The following is a 17,235-nucleotide window of genomic DNA, read 5'->3' on the forward strand; positions in this document are numbered from 1 at the left end:
CGCTCCAAGCGCCGGTTATCCTCCTCTTGAGATATGGTATGACCTCGCATTATCATAGCTTTGCCATTTCTAATCCCCTGTTAGATGCCGAATCTGCGGTATTCCGTAGGTGTCATGCCGGTCCATTTTTTGAATACCTGACTGAAATATTGCGAGTTACCTCCAAAACCGAACAATTCGGCCAGCTCAAACACCTTCACATCCCCGCCTCTGCGGATATGTTCACACGCCCGTTCGATGCGAAGACGATTAACGTAATTGGAGAAATTTTCGCCGGTGACTTTTTTGAAAATTTTGCCGAGATAGTCTGGATTCATATATAACATTTGATGTGCTACTCCACTCAGGGAAAGGTCAGCCTCACCATAGTGACGGTCCACGATGTCCATCATTTTCTCCACTGCCGATGATTGACGACTGATGTAATTTTTATAATAACCAGCAGTTAAACGGGTAGCACTGTCTGCTACAAATGTATTTAAATCAGCTAGCGTATCCATATGCGTCAGTTCCGCCATCCGCTGCGTGAAATCGGTTGCCTCCTCTGGCGGGCAGACTTGAATCATGGCAGAGTATAACTGCACAACATAAGCACGTGTCACCTCAATATCCAGCTTTTGGTCTGCCAGTTGCTCGAACAGACGATGTACCTCGGCCGCAGCCTCCTCCGTATTCCCCGATTTAATTAACTGGCACAGTTGCTCGGCATCCTGCTCCACATTCACACCGTCACACTCCCCTGCCAGCACCACATCATTCTTGGTTATAAGTTTGCCCTCTCCAATGAAAAAGCGATGATTCAAGTACTGCATCACCTCGCGGAACAACCGCCGGGACTGGGTCATATGATCCGCTTCGCTGAGCGCAGCCGTCAGCTCTAATCTGTATAGACGGGTAAACGTCTGGCGAACCGCTTCAATCCGCTCCTGCAACATATGCACATCTGCTGGTTCTGCTAGTACAATCAAGAGCTTGCCTTCAATCGTTGTGCTTAACAGTACACCCGGAAGCAGGTCAGCCGCTATATTTTTAATCGCAAATAAATGGCTGTAATCATGCTCATCCACAATCCGAAGCAACAGTAAACGGACGCTATTCTGTTGAAGCTCCATATTAAACAGATCCTGATAATACGCCAAATCCCCAGGTCCATACGTACGATTGGTCATGAACTCCAGCAGAAACTGTTCCTTCACATGGGGAAGTACTCGCTGCAGACGCTGCTTGATCTCTCCTGCAACATGTTCTTTCACCTGCGCATCCTGACGCTCCTGCAAGAGTTCAACCAGGGCATCATGAATCTGATTCTCGTTACAGGGTTTCAGCAGATAGTGCTTAACCCCATATTGCATCGCCTTGCGAGCATATTCAAACTCCTTGTAGCCGGACAACATGATAAATCTTACCGCGGGATAAGCCTCGGACGCCTTCTCGATCAGCCCCAGTCCATCCAAACCCGGCATGGAAATGTCAGTAATGATGATATCGGGTTTGACGCTTTCGATTTTGCCCAGTGCTTCTACTCCATTTCTGGCCGTATCTACAAGCTCTGTCCCTGCAGCTGCCCAGTCAACCACCTGAGAAATCCCCTCCAGTATGACACGTTCATCATCTACGAGCATCACTTTGTACATCGTCATCGTCCTCTCTGATCCAAGGTATGCTGATCGATACTACAGTTCCTGATCCAGGCTTGCTATTTATGCTCATGGTGCCTTCATCGCCAAAGGTCAACCTTAGACGTTCCTGAATATTCGTAAGCCCTATGCCCTGTCCTCTGGTCTGAATCTGACCTTCCTGTAAACGTTCCATAAATTCGGAGGTCATGCCCGGCCCGTTATCCTCCACCTCGATCCGAATATACTCCCCTTCTGCTCTGGCACGGATTCGAATCTGGCAAGGTTCGATGCTTGGTTCAAGTGCATAGTGAATGGCATTCTCTACAAGCGGCTGTAATGTTAACTTGGGAATTCGAGCTGTTCCGACCTCAGGCGAAATATGCATGTCAAAATCAAGTCTTTCCTCGAACCGGGTACGCTGAATAGTAACGTAGCTACGCACGATGTCCAGCTCCCGTTCTAGCGTAATCCACTTCTCGGACATATTGACCGAGCTACGTAGCAGGAAGCCAAGCGCTTCGACCATCTCGGAGATTTGATGCTGTTTCTGCACTTTGGCAAGCCAGTTAATGGATTCAAGCGTGTTATATAAAAAGTGTGGATTGATCTGTGCTTGAAGCGCTTTCAACTCTGTTTCACGAATGACGAGTTGCTTCGCATAATTCTCATCAATCAGCTCTCGAATCCGCTGTAACATCATCTTGAACGTTCGATGTAACAGTCCGACTTCATTTTGCGGAGATAAGGGAATGTTGCCAAGGGCTGCTTCCTCCAGTTTATCCAGATCCCCTTTTTCAATATTACGCATTTTCTTGATTAATTGAGCAATCGGATGGGTGATGCTGCGAGAGAATTTAGCTCCAATCACAAGGGCCACCAGAAAGATCATAATAAAAATGACCATGACTAACTGTTTGACAAATTGAATCTGTTTGAACATCTGATCAAATGGCGTGGTATATAAATAATTCCAGCTGGTATAGGATGAATGTGCTCTTGCAACAAAATATTTGCCCTGCTCCAATGTGGCAATTCCGTAAGGTTGAGTCCGCTTCATTTCTTCCGCAATTTCGGATTTGCTTACGGTCGATTCGGTTGGGTAGATGACTTCCGTCCCATCAACGATCAGCAACTGTGAGTCCTCTGCCGGTTCCTGCATCTGATCCTGTACGATACGATCCAGCCGTACACGGATAATCAGGGTCCCCAGCTTTTCCAGCGTAAATGATCCGCCCGTAAAGGACTTCACCTGTCTGACCGACAGCAACCTCGCCTGTTGATCTCCACTTGCCAGCCATACGTTGGAACCGGCATACTGCTCACCGAGCGAAATCAGCTCCTGTTGTTTCGTCTCTGAGATGCCTTCGCGATTACCTGCCGCCATGACATTGTTATCGTTGTCGATAAAGATCATGGAGTACACATATTTCTCGGAACCAGCGTAGGCAACGAGTCGGTTTGTAATCTTTTTACGAAGACTATTCCGCTCATATCCGGTCTCCGCCTTCTCCAGTTGCAATAGATACTGTTGTAGCGGCTCATCCGACATTACTTTGAAGGACAGATTGGATAACTCGCGTAGCTTGTTCTCGATGCCGACGGACGACATATTCAGTACTTGCGATGACTTCTCGTAGATCTGACGGTCATAAATATTCAGCACGTACTGCATGACAGATACGTAGAAAGCAAAGCTGATCAGCATTAAAAATGCAATCAGCAACATCGTTTTGTGGTGAATGGGTAGTGTGGTGAAAGCGTTTTTAAATTTACTCACTCGGAGCTCTCCTTTGCTTGGCGAAGGGTTGCTGGATTAGAGGGATACCGGCCTACGATGAAGCTGATAAGGGTCTGAATTGGATTGCATATGCCAGTTTACTTGTAAGTTATTTTCATATTTACACATCCATGGTCGGATGACAAGTCATATTTATACAACATTTTGGGTCATCTGAGAAGGTATACAATCATCAAGATAGCTGACTATAACACTTTTTAGTGGAACTTGTTTATCTGCGTGGCAACGTTGGTTAGCGTGTGAGTGAATTATAATGCCAGGAGAGTTGCGTTACTCAGGAGAGCAATGTTAGGTATAGCACAAAAACAAAAAAATGACGAGTCAGGAACAAGTCCCTCCTCGCCACTAATGATATCTTTGGAATAAAGTTCACTCCTTACGAGTTCACCTTATCACTTTTAACCCTATTAAAAACTTTATGGATTTACAAATACCGTTTTGAGCTTCGCGATATACTGCACATCAAAGCCCAGACCTTCGGCTACCATAGCCACAGGTACATACGTTTTGGCTTCTTTGCCTACTTTGTTCAGTAAGGCCGGAGTGTCCACTGCAACGGATGCGCCGTTCACTTTCACGGCATTCGCTCCGATCTTCACAGCTACTGTGCGGTCACCGTAGGTAATGGTTGCCGTTGACGTTTTGTTATCCCAAACGGTTTTGGCACCCACCGCATTCACGATATCCTGGATCGCGACGAAGTTTTTGCCGTTACGAATAACCGGTTTATACGGTGTGTTCAACATCTTGCCACTTACGATGATGTTCATCGGCTGGCCTGCATCTGGCGCGGTCAGTTTCGTGAAGTCACCCCAGATTGTTTTCGCAAACTCTTCAGCAATAGCAGCATATCCAAGCTGATTCGGGTGGAAATCACGATTTTTGATCATATGTGTCATCGTGCCTTCACCGCCCACAAAATCTTTGGCTACATGAGCTACTTTCACATCAGCACCTTGAGCTGTGAACTGAGCAGCAATGCCGTCAATCGTTTGTGTGAATCCCTGGGAAGCCTGCATCAGCTTGGCATACAGCTCTTTGCCCGCTACTTCTGGCATCGGCTGATACTGGTCAGCAATAACAATCCGGGCAGATGGATTAATCTCATGAATATCATTAATAATAGCAGTAACATTGGTTGTATACGTTGATAGCAGCTCTTTCACTTTCTCTTGCAGCTCTTGGTCGCTCATCGTAGTCGCTGTACCAAGGAGCTCCGAAACATCATTGCCGCCAATCGTCATCGCAACGAGATTAGCCTGTGCAATGCTTTCACGGATCGCAGCCGTATTAGCTCCGATCTGTCCTGCTCTTGGATCAGGCAGACTCGGTTGAATGGCTTCAGAAGTCAGCGTCTTGCCTTCCTTGATCGCATCGGTGAAGTTCTTCAAACCGCTCGTTTTAAGTCCAGCGATGCCGAAGTTATCTACTTGTGTACGCCCATGGAGCAAGCCTTGTTCTTGCAAACGCTCAACGTAACCGTAAGGCAATGTGGTCATCTTTGGCTCATATCCTACAGTAATGGAGTCACCCAATGTGACGATCCGGAACTCTTTGGTTACCGCAGTAGCATCTTTCTTAGTTGCCGTAAGCGATGCTTCATTTGAAGCCACAGGTAATATGCCCGTTTTGGCGTCAGCAGCATGTGCCGGTAATGTGGACGGTGTAAGTAGCAGCATACCTGCCAGCATGCTGGCACTCAGCCCTGCGGCGGTGTTTTTCCAAATACGTTTACGCTTCATTCTTGTGAACACTCCTTTAGTTAAATCCAGCATTTACACGATTATATAGTACACCATTCATTCCGATGACATATGCTTGTGTACCTCTATTCTATCACTACAAATATAGCTTTGTCCTCTTGCCTAAATGTGCGCGCAAAATAATAGACTTCCCTATGCCGGGAAGTCTATTATTGTTAGAATCCGTCTCTATCGTATGAGAGCAATCCTATTGAGAATGTATATCCTTATGATGGTATGTCCATTAATGGTCATATGTTTCCTGTATGTTACGCTTCGCTATCCGATCCTGAATTTCTAACTTGCTCTCGATCCGCACGCTGACCTGGCTTCAGTCCGCCGTCCGCCTTCGATTTCTGTCCGGCAGCACGATCCAAATACCGGTCATATCGATCATCCAGTTCACGAGCCATCGTACGAAACTTTAACGTTTCCTCCACAATCGGATCTCGTTCTGTCTGAATACGCACCTCGTACTTCGGAGGAATGAGCTGACGTTCTTGCTCTTCAGCATCACCAGACGCTTCCATATCTCCTTCCGTCAGCATGTCGCTAAGCCGTCGTTCCAGTTCTTTGGATTCATCCATCGTTATTCGCTCCTATAATAAAGTGGTATGTGTTTACTCCAGTCCGGTGGCCTTGGCTTTTTTAAGTACATCCGTCAATGCCTCATGAATCTTGCCATTGCTGGCAACGATATGATTCACGGCTAGCGTATATGGTGTTCCGATTGTATCTGTCACCTTGCCGCCAGATTCCGCAACCAGCAATGCACCTGCCGCGATATCCCACGGCTTGAGCCCCACTTCCGTATAAGCACTCAGACGACCAGCAGCGACATAAGCCAGATGAATGGCAGCCGAACCGCCTGCGCGCAGATTGCGCACCTGCGGAGCAAGGGCCTGAACAGCGGCCATATTCAGTGGCAACGCAAATGTTGTATCTGCCGGGAAGCCTACTGCCACAAGGCTCTGTGCCAATGTTTCTTCACCCGATACCGTCATCCGGTTTCCGTGCACATAGGCTCCTTTTCCTTTTTCTGCAACAAATAATTCGTCACGGGAAGGATCGTAGATGACACCCACAATTACTTCGCCCTTATGTGCAAGCGCAATGGAAACTGAATAGAATGGGAATCCGTGCACAAAGTTCGTCGTTCCATCCACCGGATCAACAATCCAGAGGTACTCTTCCTCTGCTGCCTCTTTCAGCGCTCTTGCTGAAGCTTCCGGCCCCGGTTCAACTCCCTCTTCCCCCAGAATGGCGTGGTCTGGAAAATGGGTCAGAATCAGGCGTCGAATCATCTGCTCTGCCCCTTTATCCACTTCGGTCACCAGATCTTGAGGAGAATACTTCGTTCCGAGTTCACTTACCGTACCCAGACGGCTCTTGATCCACTCGCCCGCCTTGGACGCAGCATTAATGGCAACGGCAGTATAGCTTTTGCTTGTCACGACATAAGGTACCTTTTCCTTTTCACTCAAAGCGTTCACTCTACTTTCTATATCAATCTACGAAAAAGTTAAAAATACTTGTTAGAAGTATACGTCTGAGCATTCGTAAAGTTTCTTGCTGTCCAAGCCCCTTTTGGCTTCACGGATGAATTCGTACCGTGGACTCGTCCACCCATTCAACACCTTCATCCTGATAAAAGGCCAGTTTCTGCATCAGCTGCACCAGGGCTTCATCCTTGCGCTTCGCCTCGATCATGACATCAAGGGCCGGTGTATCCGCTGCAATATGGCGCAGAAAATCAAGTATGGGCTCAACCTCCACTCCATCCGCATGACCACGAGGGTCCTTTTCGCTCTTCGGGCTGGATACATGGATTTTGGGGACTAATGGCTGGTTTGGAGGTGCATCGGCCTGGGCAAGCGGTGATTGCCAGGTTTTTAAAATATCCGGCCACAGCTCCCATGGCTGCTCGCCTTCGTTATTCACCCACTGGTGATGAATATCCAGCACCATCGGTAACCCAATGTTCTGACATACCGCGAGTGTCTCAGGTGAATTGAACGTTTTATCATCATTTTCAAGCGTCAGTCGCTCCTGAATATCCCGATCCAGCTTCAGGAAATTTTCTTCAAAACGCCGTGCAGCTGAAGGCTTGTCCCCGTATGCACCACCAATATGAATATTATTCTTCGCTGTCGCATTGAGGCCCATGGCATCCAGCATTCGGACATGATGACGAAGATCCTTCATCGAGTTACGCAACACCTCTTCGCGAGGGGTGCTTAGTACGGTAAAATGATCTGGATGAAAGGATACGCGCATCTGATTTTCCTTCACGAAGTCGCCAATGGCTTCGAAATCCGGTTTCAGTGCCGGAAACGGGTCCCAGTCACTCAAATCTTCATGGGTAGCCAGTGGAATTAATTTCGAAGAAAAGCGATATACATGAATATGGCTACCTTTATTATGCCGAAGTAAACGTAAGGTATTGTGCAGGTTCTCGGCTGCAATGCGTTCCAGCTTGCGAATGGCCGCTTCCCTGTCATCAATTTTATTAAAACTGGCCATTGTCATCGTCTTGGAAGGCGAAGCATTCTCCACCAGCACCGACATCGCCACGTAACCGAAACGTACAAGCATGAATTTCTTCCTCTCTGTTTAGGACGGACAGACTTGCACGACTGAAGACAGCCGCGAAGCTAAGCCGACATGGTATATAACCAAGTTTTACCCTAAACAGGGGAGCGTAATCCCGTGATTGCAAATCCGGCCGATCGCTCTCTTACAGGAGATAAACCCTATAAGGCTCTACGATTGTACCCAACGGTAGACTCTAACCCTCAGCCTGTTCCCCAAAGAACATCTCATCGGCAAGCGCCGTCTGGATGCGTGATTCTTCCTCGGTCAGCTTGCGAATAAGCTGCATCTCTACTTCCGTTACTTCTTGGTTCTGAAAATTGATTTCCGCAATGGAAGCCACAATTTTCACAATAGCCACGGCGACATTATCCGGGGTGTAAGCAATGACCTTCTGCCCGGTCGGGAACACCCGGAAGCCTTGTTTGACCATTTTGCCGCGGCCGTATTCCAGCAGTTCAAATAACTCTTGTTCGCTCTTGAATTTACATACGGAATTAAACTCTGTCTGAAATCCCATGCACATTCCTCCCAATCTCCTGATAGTGGAAATCTAGCTTGGATAGCGGATCGTCCAGGCTATGCCTGAACGCCGTTTTCGTAATTCAGTGCCTGTTTGCGGTTATACCGCTCCAGTCCCAGTTCGATCATGCGATCCAGCAATTCAGCATATGACACACCTGTCTCGCGCCACAAGAGCGGGTACATGCTGTACGGGGTGAAGCCAGGCATCGTGTTCACTTCGTTAATCAGTAGCGCTCCATCCGACTTGCGAATGAAGAAATCTGCGCGAGAGATGCCGTTACCCTCAATGGCACGGAACGCCTGCAAAGCCGCTTCACGAATGCGATCTGCTGCCTCAGGGTCGAGCGGTGCAGGAATCAGCATCTGGGACTGGCCATCGATGTATTTGGCTGCATAATCGTAATACTCACCAGAGGATACTATCTCGCCTGGAACCGAAGCCATCGGTTCATCATTTCCGAGCACACTAACTTCAACCTCACGTGCTTCCACAAATTCCTCAATGACTACTTTGGTATCATACCGGAGTGCAAACTCAATCGCTGTTTTCAGTTCATCGCGGTTACGCGCTTTGGAAATACCTACACTAGAGCCAAGGTTAGCCGGTTTGATGAAACACGGGTAGCCCAGCTGGTCTTCGACCTGTACGATCATTTCGTGTTCCGTCTGTTTCCATTGTGTCGCGTTAAAATACGTGAATGCACACTGGTCAATCCCGGCTTGAGCGAACAGTTTTTTCATAACTACTTTGTCCATGCCGCCTGCCGAAGCTAGCACCCCTGCGCCAACATACGGCATATCCGCCATCTCGAACATACCCTGGATCGTGCCATCTTCACCAAACGTGCCGTGAAGCAACGGGAACATAATGTCCAGCGCCTCCGCTCCACCGTACAATCGTGCGAATAATGCGTTCAGTGCGTCCTGTGTGCCGCCCGCAAAGTTTTCCAGTTTAAGATCTTCAATACGTGCAAAAGGTGCATTCATCACGGCTCCTTTTTTCCATGTCCCCTGCTTGGAGATATAAAAAGGAACCAGTTCATACTTCTCGTAATCAAATGCATTTGTTACAGCAAACGCCGTTTGCAGCGATACCTCGTGCTCACCTGATTTCCCGCCATATACGACGCCTACTTTTAATTTATCCATACTCATGCGTAACCTCCGATTATATCTGTACGTGATGCTATCTGCGCAGCCGTTACAGGCTATTGTCCTGCTGCTTCCGGTCTCTGTTCTTATTTTACACGGAACGGGCTGTCTGCGTCACCGAATCTCGCAAATCTTTCCCTGTTAAAATTCGTCCGCGATATGAAAAAGCCGGTATACCGTCTGCTCCGTCCAGGCATAGGAATCCCGGTAATCCCAGTAACGATGGCGACTGCTCACCGTATGTGCGTTCACCAGCGGCATTCCCCCCGCGTCAAAAGCGGTAACAACCGTGCTGTGCTGGAACCTTCCATCGCCGTCCCAATCATAGAAAATGACATCTCCGAGCATAAGCTGCTCAGGACGATCCACCTCGGTGGCCGTCAGCCCCCAGCTGCTACCCGATAGATATCTTGCCAAGCTGTTGGATACAGCCCAGCTGTAACTCCACATTTCCACGCCGTTTACATACCCTTTATACCACCAGCCCGCTTCTCTTCTACCAGTATAGTGGATGGGTGCTTCCCCTGCAAAGAGACACTGGGACACATAATTCGTGCAGTCCACATCGAATTCTTCATACGCCGGATTACCCGCATTCCACCATCGATCTGCGTAGGCCACAGCCAGATCCCGACGATATATATGCCTTTTGGCACTTCTGCCTTGACCCAATACTTCCCGATTCAGAAGCGGCCGATTCACCGCCTGTACAAAATCAGCTTGTTGATACGGACGCCCTTCTCCCGCTGGACGGCGCTCCGGCACTTCTCGTTCCACACGCGCTATACTCCAATGCCCATTTTCGCGCAAAAAGGTTAATCGCTCCCGTTCGATCCGATCTTCCCGGTGGGTGATGCCACTCTTCTCATAGAACAACCTGCTGTACAGTTGCACTTCCACCACCGCTTCTTCAGATCCATCAATGAGTGTACGCACAAGCTTGGCGCTGGTCTCGCTGCGAAGAGGTACGGCGCGCCGTTTGCGATACCATTCATCCAGCCTTGCCATGCGTTCTCCCCGTTCCACCACAAATTCGGGATCGGTTACGATCCGTTCACTCGTCTGTGGACGGTAATCGATCTCACAGCGATTGTACTGGTTGACGTACGTATATAAGGCACTCTTCCATTCGCGTTCCAAGCTTGTGTCCCCCTTTGGCATGAGTTCAGTCTGCTCCTATTATTCATATGAAAGGAACCTCGGTTGTATGTGCACAGCTCAAATAACGCAGCTAAATCTGTGACCTGAAAAGATCAAAATCATCCACGCTCATGCCAGAATGTAGAAAACGCCTTCATCCTTTCAAACGCTTGCTTGAACAGGCAAAAAGCCCTTTACGTACGGATGTGAAAACGGTATACTTAGAACTAAAGTTATGATTTTGAAATTATGTTTCATCTGATGAAACCACTGAACAAGAACACGGAACGGTGAAGGCCTGTTCTTCATTTAGAAATGAACGTTTTCTTCATCTCACCGACACATTTTAAGGAGGTACATGTATGTCAGCCAAGAACCATTTCTCCGCCGCTCGTACGCTTGAGGTTGGAGGCAAGTCTTACCGCTACTACAGTCTTGACGCTCTTCAGGAAGGCGGCCACGGCGACCTTTCCAAGCTTCCCTTCTCGATTAAAGTTCTGCTTGAAGCAGCGATTCGTCAATACGACGGACGTGCTATCACCGAAGAACACGTTAAACAACTGACTGGCTGGGCTGAAGGCCGTGATAATAATAAGGAAATTCCGTTTATCCCTGCGCGGATCGTATTGCAGGATTTCACGGGTGTACCGGTTGTTGTTGACCTTGCAGCAATGCGTGACACCGTGAAAAAAGCAGGCGGAGATCCAAAACAGATCAACCCGCTCGTTCCCGTTGATCTCGTTATTGACCACTCCGTTATGGTTGATGCTTTCGGAACCAGTGATGCACTTGATTACAACATCAAAGTTGAATTCGAGCGTAACGAAGAACGTTATCGCTTCCTTCGTTGGGCACAAACGGCATTCAACAATTTCCGTGCTGTTCCACCATCCACAGGGATCGTTCACCAGGTTAACCTGGAGTATCTTGCTTCCGTGGCTGCAACCAAAACAGTTGATGGCGAAACGGTTGTATTCCCGGATTCCCTCGTGGGTACAGACTCCCACACCACTATGATCAACGGTCTCGGCGTTGTCGGCTGGGGTGTAGGTGGTATCGAGGCCGAAGCAGGTATGCTTGGCCAACCGCTTTATTTTGTAACACCAGACGTTATCGGTTTCAAATTGACAGGTAGCCTGAGCGAAGGCGCAACAGCAACTGACCTCGCGCTCACCGTTACTCAAATGCTTCGTAAAAAAGGCGTTGTCGGCAAATTCGTTGAGTTCTACGGACCAGGGCTTGCCAACATTGGCCTTGCTGACCGTGCAACAGTTGCCAACATGGCACCGGAATACGGCGCAACGATCGGTTTCTTCCCGGTAGACAGCGAAACGTTGAACTACCTGCGCAGCACTGGACGTTCCGACGAGCAAGTAGAACTGGTTGAAGCTTATTACAAAGCTCAAGGCATGTTCCGTACTTCCAGCACTGTTGATCCGGAATTCACGGATGTAATTGAACTGGATCTCGGCTCCGTTGTACCAAGTCTTGCAGGACCAAAACGTCCACAAGACCGTATCGAGCTGACACAAATGAAAGAAAGCTTCAACAGCATCATCCGTACTCCTGTCGACAAAGGCGGATATGGACTGAGCGATGAGAAGATTGAACAAAAAGTGCCTGTGAAGCACCCTGACGGTTCCACTACTGAGATGAAAGCTGGAGCTGTAGTCATCGCGGCGATCACAAGCTGTACGAATACATCCAACCCTAGCGTTATGGTCGGTGCTGGTTTGCTCGCAAAAAAAGCGGTTGAACTTGGTCTCACTAAACCAGGATATGTGAAAAGCAGCTTGACTCCAGGTTCCCTCGTCGTTACCGAGTATCTGGAAAAAGCAGGTCTGATCCCTTATCTCGACCAACTCGGATTCAACGTAGCCGGTTACGGCTGTGCAACATGTATCGGTAACTCCGGTCCACTGCCGGATGAAGTGAGCGAAGCGATCTCTGCCAACGATATGACTGTAGCGGCTGTATTGTCCGGTAACCGTAACTTCGAAGGCCGTGTACACGCACAAGTAAAAGCGAACTACTTGGCTTCTCCACCGCTGGTTGTTGCTTACGCACTGGCAGGTACAGTCGACATCGACTTCGAAACCGATCCAATCGGTCACGACCAAAATAATCAACCTGTATTCCTGAAAGACATCTGGCCTAGCTCCGAAGAGATCAAGGATGCGATTGCAAGCTCCCTGAATGCACAGATGTTCCGCAACAAGTACGAGAACGTATTTACTGCCAATGAGCGTTGGAACCAAATTGCTGTACCGGAAGGCGAACTGTACGAGTGGGACCCGAACTCCACTTATATCCAGAACCCGCCATTCTTCCAAGAGCTTGGTGACAAGCTGAACGATATCTCCGATATCCGCGCTGCACGTGTAATGGCATTGCTGGGTGACTCCGTAACAACGGACCATATTTCACCAGCAGGTAACATTGCTCCGTCCAGTCCAGCTGGATTGTATCTGAAAGAGCATGGCGTAGAGCGCAAAGACTTCAACTCCTACGGTTCACGCCGTGGTAACCATGAAGTCATGATGCGTGGTACATTTGCCAACATCCGTATTCGTAACCAGGTAGCTCCAGGGACTGAGGGTGGTATTACGAAATACTTGCCAACAGACGAAGAAATGTCCATCTACGATGCTTCCATGAAGTATCAGGATGAAGGACAGAACCTGATCGTTATCGCAGGTAAAGAATATGGTACAGGAAGCTCCCGTGACTGGGCAGCCAAAGGAACGTTCTTGCTCGGCGTCAAAGCCGTTATCGCAGAAAGTTTCGAGCGTATCCACCGCAGTAACTTGGTAGGTATGGGCGTTATGCCATTGCAATTCCAGGAAGGTCACGGCTGGTCCAGCCTCGGCCTGAACGGACGTGAGACGTTTGACATCACGGGTCTGAGCAACGATGTGAAACCAGGTCAAGAATTGAAAGTAACCGTAACTCGTGAAGACGGTACACAGTTCGACTTCCCTGTTATCGCTCGTCTGGACAGCATGGTTGATGTGGATTACTATCACAACGGTGGTATCCTGCAAACGGTACTGCGTCAAATGATGAAAAAAGCGTAATCCCCTTAATCTTTCATGGGATAAAATGAAATAGCAAAGCCCCGCTTCATTGTGCAGCCTGCACGATGAAGCGGGGCTTTTGATTTTGAGATTCGTGGATGACCTTGAATTTAATATGTTGCTTTGCTTTAGTTCTTTTCACCTTGACTTAATCATTTTCACTTTGCTGTTGATGCTTCCCTGCGGCAAGCTAATCAAAAATCGATCCTGATTCCCACCTCTGAATCATCCAGCGGTTCAGGTATACGATAGATTCCCCTGCTTTTCAACTTTTCGACGTTGATCCAATCCATAAAATCATCCCCGCCGTAACTGCGAATAAACACCCCATATTCCAGTTCATCATCGAAATTAATCGATTCCATATATTGAGTGAATGGATGTTTACCTTCAATGCTTTGCAGAAAATCAGAAAATTCATTTCTCCACGCTTCGATCTGCTCTGCATGCTGGTCAGGGACATAATAATAGAAACCGTCAGGGGTGTAATACGAAATTTTCATAATCATCCGATCTGCCTCCTAGAGTTTCAAAATAGCCATACCTTCCTTCAGTTGTTCAGAAACAGCCGTATAATACTCCATTCTATCTGCAAGCTCATGTTCTGTTTTATGTACCAGATAATATGAATACTTCTGCATCAACTCATGCTTGTTCAACTCAATAGGCAGGTGAATGATCTCATAATAATCTGTGTTCTCTGAGTTGGCATAATAACGATAACCTCTTTCGCATCGGCCAATATTCATAACCGTTTTAATGACCAATAATTCATCACGCATGAAACTACGAATCTGTGTGGATCTCTCCTTTTCCAACGCTCGTATGGCCTGTTCCTCTTCTTGTCTATGTGTTGCGTCTGCGATCTCACTTTCGATAGCGATCAGCGCTCTCATTCTTCCGGCAAGCTGTTTAGCTAACACAATCAAAGCGAGCCCTCCTCCAAGTATAGTGAGCAAACAGGTAATAGGTGAATCGGCTTTTCTTTAAGATAAGAAATGAGCATCTCATTGTGTCTTGCAACTAAACGTTGAAGAAGTATCACAAAAAGCTCCGCTTAAAACGAATCAAATCAATACTCTAGAATGTAACTTTCAGGTAAAAATCCCCGTTGCGAACAAAGCAAAATTGTATACGTCGCATGGAAAGGTTCTGAAGTTAAAAAATCGATACCAAGGAGACCGGCAGCCGAAATGCTAATGACTCTAACGATCATGAGAAGCCTTATTGGGCGCCAAATAGGCCTTGTGAAATTCTAACGATCCGTAGGAACGCTATTGAAGTAAATCCTCCCCGATTTATCCCGATTTCAGCTAAAATTGAGAAAATAGCGTTTCTGGTGATCGTTAGAAGTTATAAGCTGGCTAAATCAGCCAAATAAGCTCTGTTATGATCGTTAGCGCTACGAGAGAGACAGAACATTGATAACTATAGGGTTAGGTTTTTTGGGTTTTGGGTTTTGGGTTTTGGGTTTTGGGTTTTGGTTTTGGGTTTTCGAGTTTCCAGGGTTTTTAAAAATCCCCGCCACCTTCGTGTCTTTATAAAAAAACTCCCTCTCACGCATCGCTACAAGCTGTGCGTTCATAGGGAGATTTGCTTAATGCCCGATATAATGTGAGGATTGATCGAACAGTTGCATGGTTCCCATCATCAGAAATAAACACGACATGACGATCAAAGTTACTCCTATCCACCTCGCTAGAAAACGACGATCCTTGATTTGCTGATCTGTGGCACCTGTTGTACTCTGCGGATATACCAGAAACATAAACCCTGCACTAATCAACAGCACAGCGATAATAATCAGTGTAATCCCTCCTTAGGCAGGCCACGAAACATGGGCCTCTCTCCCACAGTTATCACGATCACTCTTTCGCTTAATTACTCTCCCAGTGATTTACATCGCGATTCTCACAGTTACTCTCCTGTGATTTCATCGCCAGTCGCCTAATTATTCACCACTACTCTCGATCTTCCTCCAGTGAATAGCCTGTTCAATACCAGTAACACGATATACAACACATATCCGATCATTCCACCAAGTGTATTCAGCATAAGATCATCCACATCAAAGATGCCCATCCCCGTCAGCAACTGTGTCACTTCATACCCCAGGCTAAGTAAAAAGGATAGGAACAGCACATGAATCCCGGCGAAAAAAGAATGGCGTACCAGACCCGTAATCCATACACCAAACGGTACAAATGCAAGAATATTACCCACCAAGTGAATGGCTGTTCCTGATCGGTGATGAACGGAGAGACTATGCCAGTCTCGTTTGATCTCCTGAAATGGCGTCAGATTTACAGTTCGTGTATGAATCAGATCTGGTTGACGCAGTAACGCCATCAGTCTGTCCCATACCAGCCCTACATCCATGGGCCCTCCTTTAAATAAAATCAGCTTGGTTAGCATATAGAGGTAGACCACGAATAGGGCAATCCAGACGATTCGAAGCGGACTGGGGTTGATCCCATTGCGATGGGGACTATGATTCTTATGACGTTGGTTGTCATCAAAAAGTTTGATTTTTTGGTGATTTTTTTGACCCTGTTGCCTAACCTGCTCGTCCGGCTCGTTCTGTCTCATGCTGTCTCTCCCTCCTCCTCCGTCAGGCCGTCCTCTTAGGTTGATACTCATCATCAAGACGATTTTTCAACTGTAACAATAACTCCTTGCATATTATCACCGGAGATGTCATAGGCATCATTCTCTGGCAGATATATCTTCGCATCCTGCGACACCTGATAATAATGGATATCATATGTAACGCCGTCCAGATCGACGCTTACGTCTTTCTTTTCTCTTAACATCTCCAGATACTCTTCCAAAACCATATGGTTCTTGTACATTACCGCACTATGCGGCATGCCAACATATCTGAAATGCCAGGGTTCATACTGAATGCCGGTCACGTTCACTTTATCTTTCGGATATCGCAAAATAAAACCGTATCTCCACGCGTTCTTCTCCAGCCATGCCCCCTCAGGAGCTTCGCTCATCGCGGCCAGACTTGAACCTATATCCAGGGATAAACCCAGATTGTGCTCGCTGTAGCCTGCAGGCAAAGCGTAGTCTGAACCCTTTTGCCGATACAGCTCGTCCTGCTTCTCAAAATCTCTGTACCCGCTGCTCATCAGGAAATAGCGCACTCCCTCTTTACCCGCAGCCTCAACCATCTTCTGAAATTTTGCTGTGACCTCACGGGACAGCATCAACGTCTGATCCATGATGCCATAACCCTGAAGCAAATCTTCTTCATCCGCTACATATACAACATCGGAGCGAATACCCTCCGGGTGAATCGGATGTTTGGAATTGACCAAAACAAGATTGCCTTTATGTATTTGCTGTTTCATATCTTGAGTTGTAGCTTCATGGTACCCCCTGTATTTCTCATCGGTATCCAAAATAACAATCGGCACCCCCTCTTTTTGCTGTAAAGCTGCCGTTGATTGCGTTACGATATATCCAATCAAAATGATGCATAGTAGAAAGCCCCACTTTTTCATGATTGTTCCTCCTTCCTCTCATGATTCAAGGATAGACAAAACAATTTAAAGAAAACGCAGGGCAATGTTTAAATTTTT

Annotated in this window: 15 protein-coding genes; 1 reads left to right on the plus strand and 14 read right to left on the minus strand. The window is 47.4% G+C overall.

All coding sequences use genetic code 11. The features are described 5' to 3' along the window. Positions 1-80: 80 nt before the first annotated feature. From H7T88_RS26885 to H7T88_RS26925, 9 genes are all read right to left on the minus strand, one after another. Positions 81-1,634 (minus strand): response regulator transcription factor, encoded by a 1,554-nt coding sequence (locus H7T88_RS26885; protein ID WP_154985755.1) that lies wholly within the window; start codon positions 1,632-1,634, stop codon positions 81-83. After that, the gene (locus tag H7T88_RS26890; protein WP_312027664.1) at positions 1,609-3,396 is read right to left on the minus strand and encodes a sensor histidine kinase; all 1,788 of its coding nucleotides are present in this window, start codon (positions 3,394-3,396) and stop codon (positions 1,609-1,611) included. The genes H7T88_RS26885 and H7T88_RS26890 overlap by 26 nt, the downstream gene beginning before the upstream one ends. A gap of 437 nt (positions 3,397-3,833) precedes the next feature. Next, on the minus strand, positions 3,834-5,159 hold the full coding sequence (locus H7T88_RS26895) for an SGNH/GDSL hydrolase family protein (RefSeq protein ID WP_221791417.1): 1,326 nt from the start codon (positions 5,157-5,159) through the stop codon (positions 3,834-3,836). Between the two features lie 269 nt (positions 5,160-5,428). Continuing rightward, on the minus strand, positions 5,429-5,746 hold the full coding sequence (locus tag H7T88_RS26900; RefSeq protein ID WP_154985757.1) for a hypothetical protein: 318 nt from the start codon (positions 5,744-5,746) through the stop codon (positions 5,429-5,431). Between the two features lie 33 nt (positions 5,747-5,779). Continuing rightward, complete coding sequence (locus H7T88_RS26905; RefSeq protein WP_221791419.1) at positions 5,780-6,643, minus strand: inositol monophosphatase family protein; 864 nt, start codon at positions 6,641-6,643, stop codon at positions 5,780-5,782. Positions 6,644-6,752: 109 nt separating this feature from the next. Continuing rightward, positions 6,753-7,754, minus strand: coding sequence for a UV DNA damage repair endonuclease UvsE (gene uvsE, locus H7T88_RS26910; RefSeq protein ID WP_221791421.1), 1,002 nt, complete (start codon positions 7,752-7,754; stop codon positions 6,753-6,755). Positions 7,755-7,947: 193 nt separating this feature from the next. Then, positions 7,948-8,271 (minus strand): hypothetical protein, encoded by a 324-nt coding sequence (locus H7T88_RS26915; protein WP_090924555.1) that lies wholly within the window; start codon positions 8,269-8,271, stop codon positions 7,948-7,950. A gap of 59 nt (positions 8,272-8,330) precedes the next feature. Beyond that, entirely contained in the window at positions 8,331-9,431 is a 1,101-nt protein-coding gene (locus H7T88_RS26920) for a D-alanine--D-alanine ligase (RefSeq protein ID WP_154891913.1), read from the minus strand. 138 nt (positions 9,432-9,569) lie between these two features. Further along, complete coding sequence (locus H7T88_RS26925) at positions 9,570-10,568, minus strand: amidase domain-containing protein (protein ID WP_418792677.1); 999 nt, start codon at positions 10,566-10,568, stop codon at positions 9,570-9,572. Between the two features lie 362 nt (positions 10,569-10,930). On the opposite strand from H7T88_RS26925, the gene acnA reads away from it, so the two are divergent. Continuing rightward, complete coding sequence (acnA, locus tag H7T88_RS26930; protein ID WP_154891911.1) at positions 10,931-13,645, plus strand: aconitate hydratase AcnA; 2,715 nt, start codon at positions 10,931-10,933, stop codon at positions 13,643-13,645. Between the two features lie 194 nt (positions 13,646-13,839). On the opposite strand, the gene H7T88_RS26935 is transcribed toward acnA, so the two are convergent. From H7T88_RS26935 to H7T88_RS26955, 5 genes are all read right to left on the minus strand, one after another. After that, the gene (locus H7T88_RS26935; RefSeq protein WP_221791423.1) at positions 13,840-14,154 is read right to left on the minus strand and encodes a hypothetical protein; all 315 of its coding nucleotides are present in this window, start codon (positions 14,152-14,154) and stop codon (positions 13,840-13,842) included. A 12-nt stretch (positions 14,155-14,166) separates the two neighbouring features. After that, on the minus strand, positions 14,167-14,574 hold the full coding sequence (locus H7T88_RS26940; protein ID WP_221791425.1) for a hypothetical protein: 408 nt from the start codon (positions 14,572-14,574) through the stop codon (positions 14,167-14,169). A 668-nt stretch (positions 14,575-15,242) separates the two neighbouring features. After that, positions 15,243-15,437, minus strand: coding sequence for a hypothetical protein (locus H7T88_RS26945; protein ID WP_221791428.1), 195 nt, complete (start codon positions 15,435-15,437; stop codon positions 15,243-15,245). Between the two features lie 155 nt (positions 15,438-15,592). Beyond that, positions 15,593-16,234 carry a VanZ family protein gene (locus H7T88_RS26950; RefSeq protein ID WP_221791430.1) on the minus strand — a complete coding sequence of 214 codons (642 nt, stop codon included), beginning with the start codon at positions 16,232-16,234 and terminating at the stop codon, positions 15,593-15,595. Between the two features lie 53 nt (positions 16,235-16,287). Beyond that, complete coding sequence (locus H7T88_RS26955) at positions 16,288-17,157, minus strand: M15 family metallopeptidase (protein ID WP_221791432.1); 870 nt, start codon at positions 17,155-17,157, stop codon at positions 16,288-16,290. Positions 17,158-17,235 lie beyond the last annotated feature (78 nt).

The organism is Paenibacillus cucumis (ex Kampfer et al. 2016) (genome assembly GCF_019748695.1).
Lineage (GTDB): Bacteria > Bacillota > Bacilli > Paenibacillales > Paenibacillaceae > Paenibacillus > Paenibacillus polysaccharolyticus.

What these genes read in the sequence shown, in the direction of transcription:
- H7T88_RS26885 (WP_154985755.1), bottom strand. Translation starts at nt 1,634, where the DNA reads ATGTACAAAGTGATGCTCGTAGATGATGAACGTGTCATACTGGAGGGG.
- H7T88_RS26950 (WP_221791430.1), bottom strand. Translation starts at nt 16,234, where the DNA reads ATGAGACAGAACGAGCCGGACGAGCAGGTTAGGCAACAGGGTCAAAAA.
- H7T88_RS26895 (WP_221791417.1), bottom strand. Translation starts at nt 5,159, where the DNA reads ATGAAGCGTAAACGTATTTGGAAAAACACCGCCGCAGGGCTGAGTGCC.
- H7T88_RS26955 (WP_221791432.1), bottom strand. Translation starts at nt 17,157, where the DNA reads ATGAAAAAGTGGGGCTTTCTACTATGCATCATTTTGATTGGATATATC.
- H7T88_RS26920 (WP_154891913.1), bottom strand. Translation starts at nt 9,431, where the DNA reads ATGAGTATGGATAAATTAAAAGTAGGCGTCGTATATGGCGGGAAATCA.
- H7T88_RS26915 (WP_090924555.1), bottom strand. Translation starts at nt 8,271, where the DNA reads ATGGGATTTCAGACAGAGTTTAATTCCGTATGTAAATTCAAGAGCGAA.
- H7T88_RS26935 (WP_221791423.1), bottom strand. Translation starts at nt 14,154, where the DNA reads ATGATTATGAAAATTTCGTATTACACCCCTGACGGTTTCTATTATTAT.
- H7T88_RS26900 (WP_154985757.1), bottom strand. Translation starts at nt 5,746, where the DNA reads ATGGATGAATCCAAAGAACTGGAACGACGGCTTAGCGACATGCTGACG.
- acnA (WP_154891911.1), top strand. Translation starts at nt 10,931, where the DNA reads ATGTCAGCCAAGAACCATTTCTCCGCCGCTCGTACGCTTGAGGTTGGA.
- uvsE (WP_221791421.1), bottom strand. Translation starts at nt 7,754, where the DNA reads ATGCTTGTACGTTTCGGTTACGTGGCGATGTCGGTGCTGGTGGAGAAT.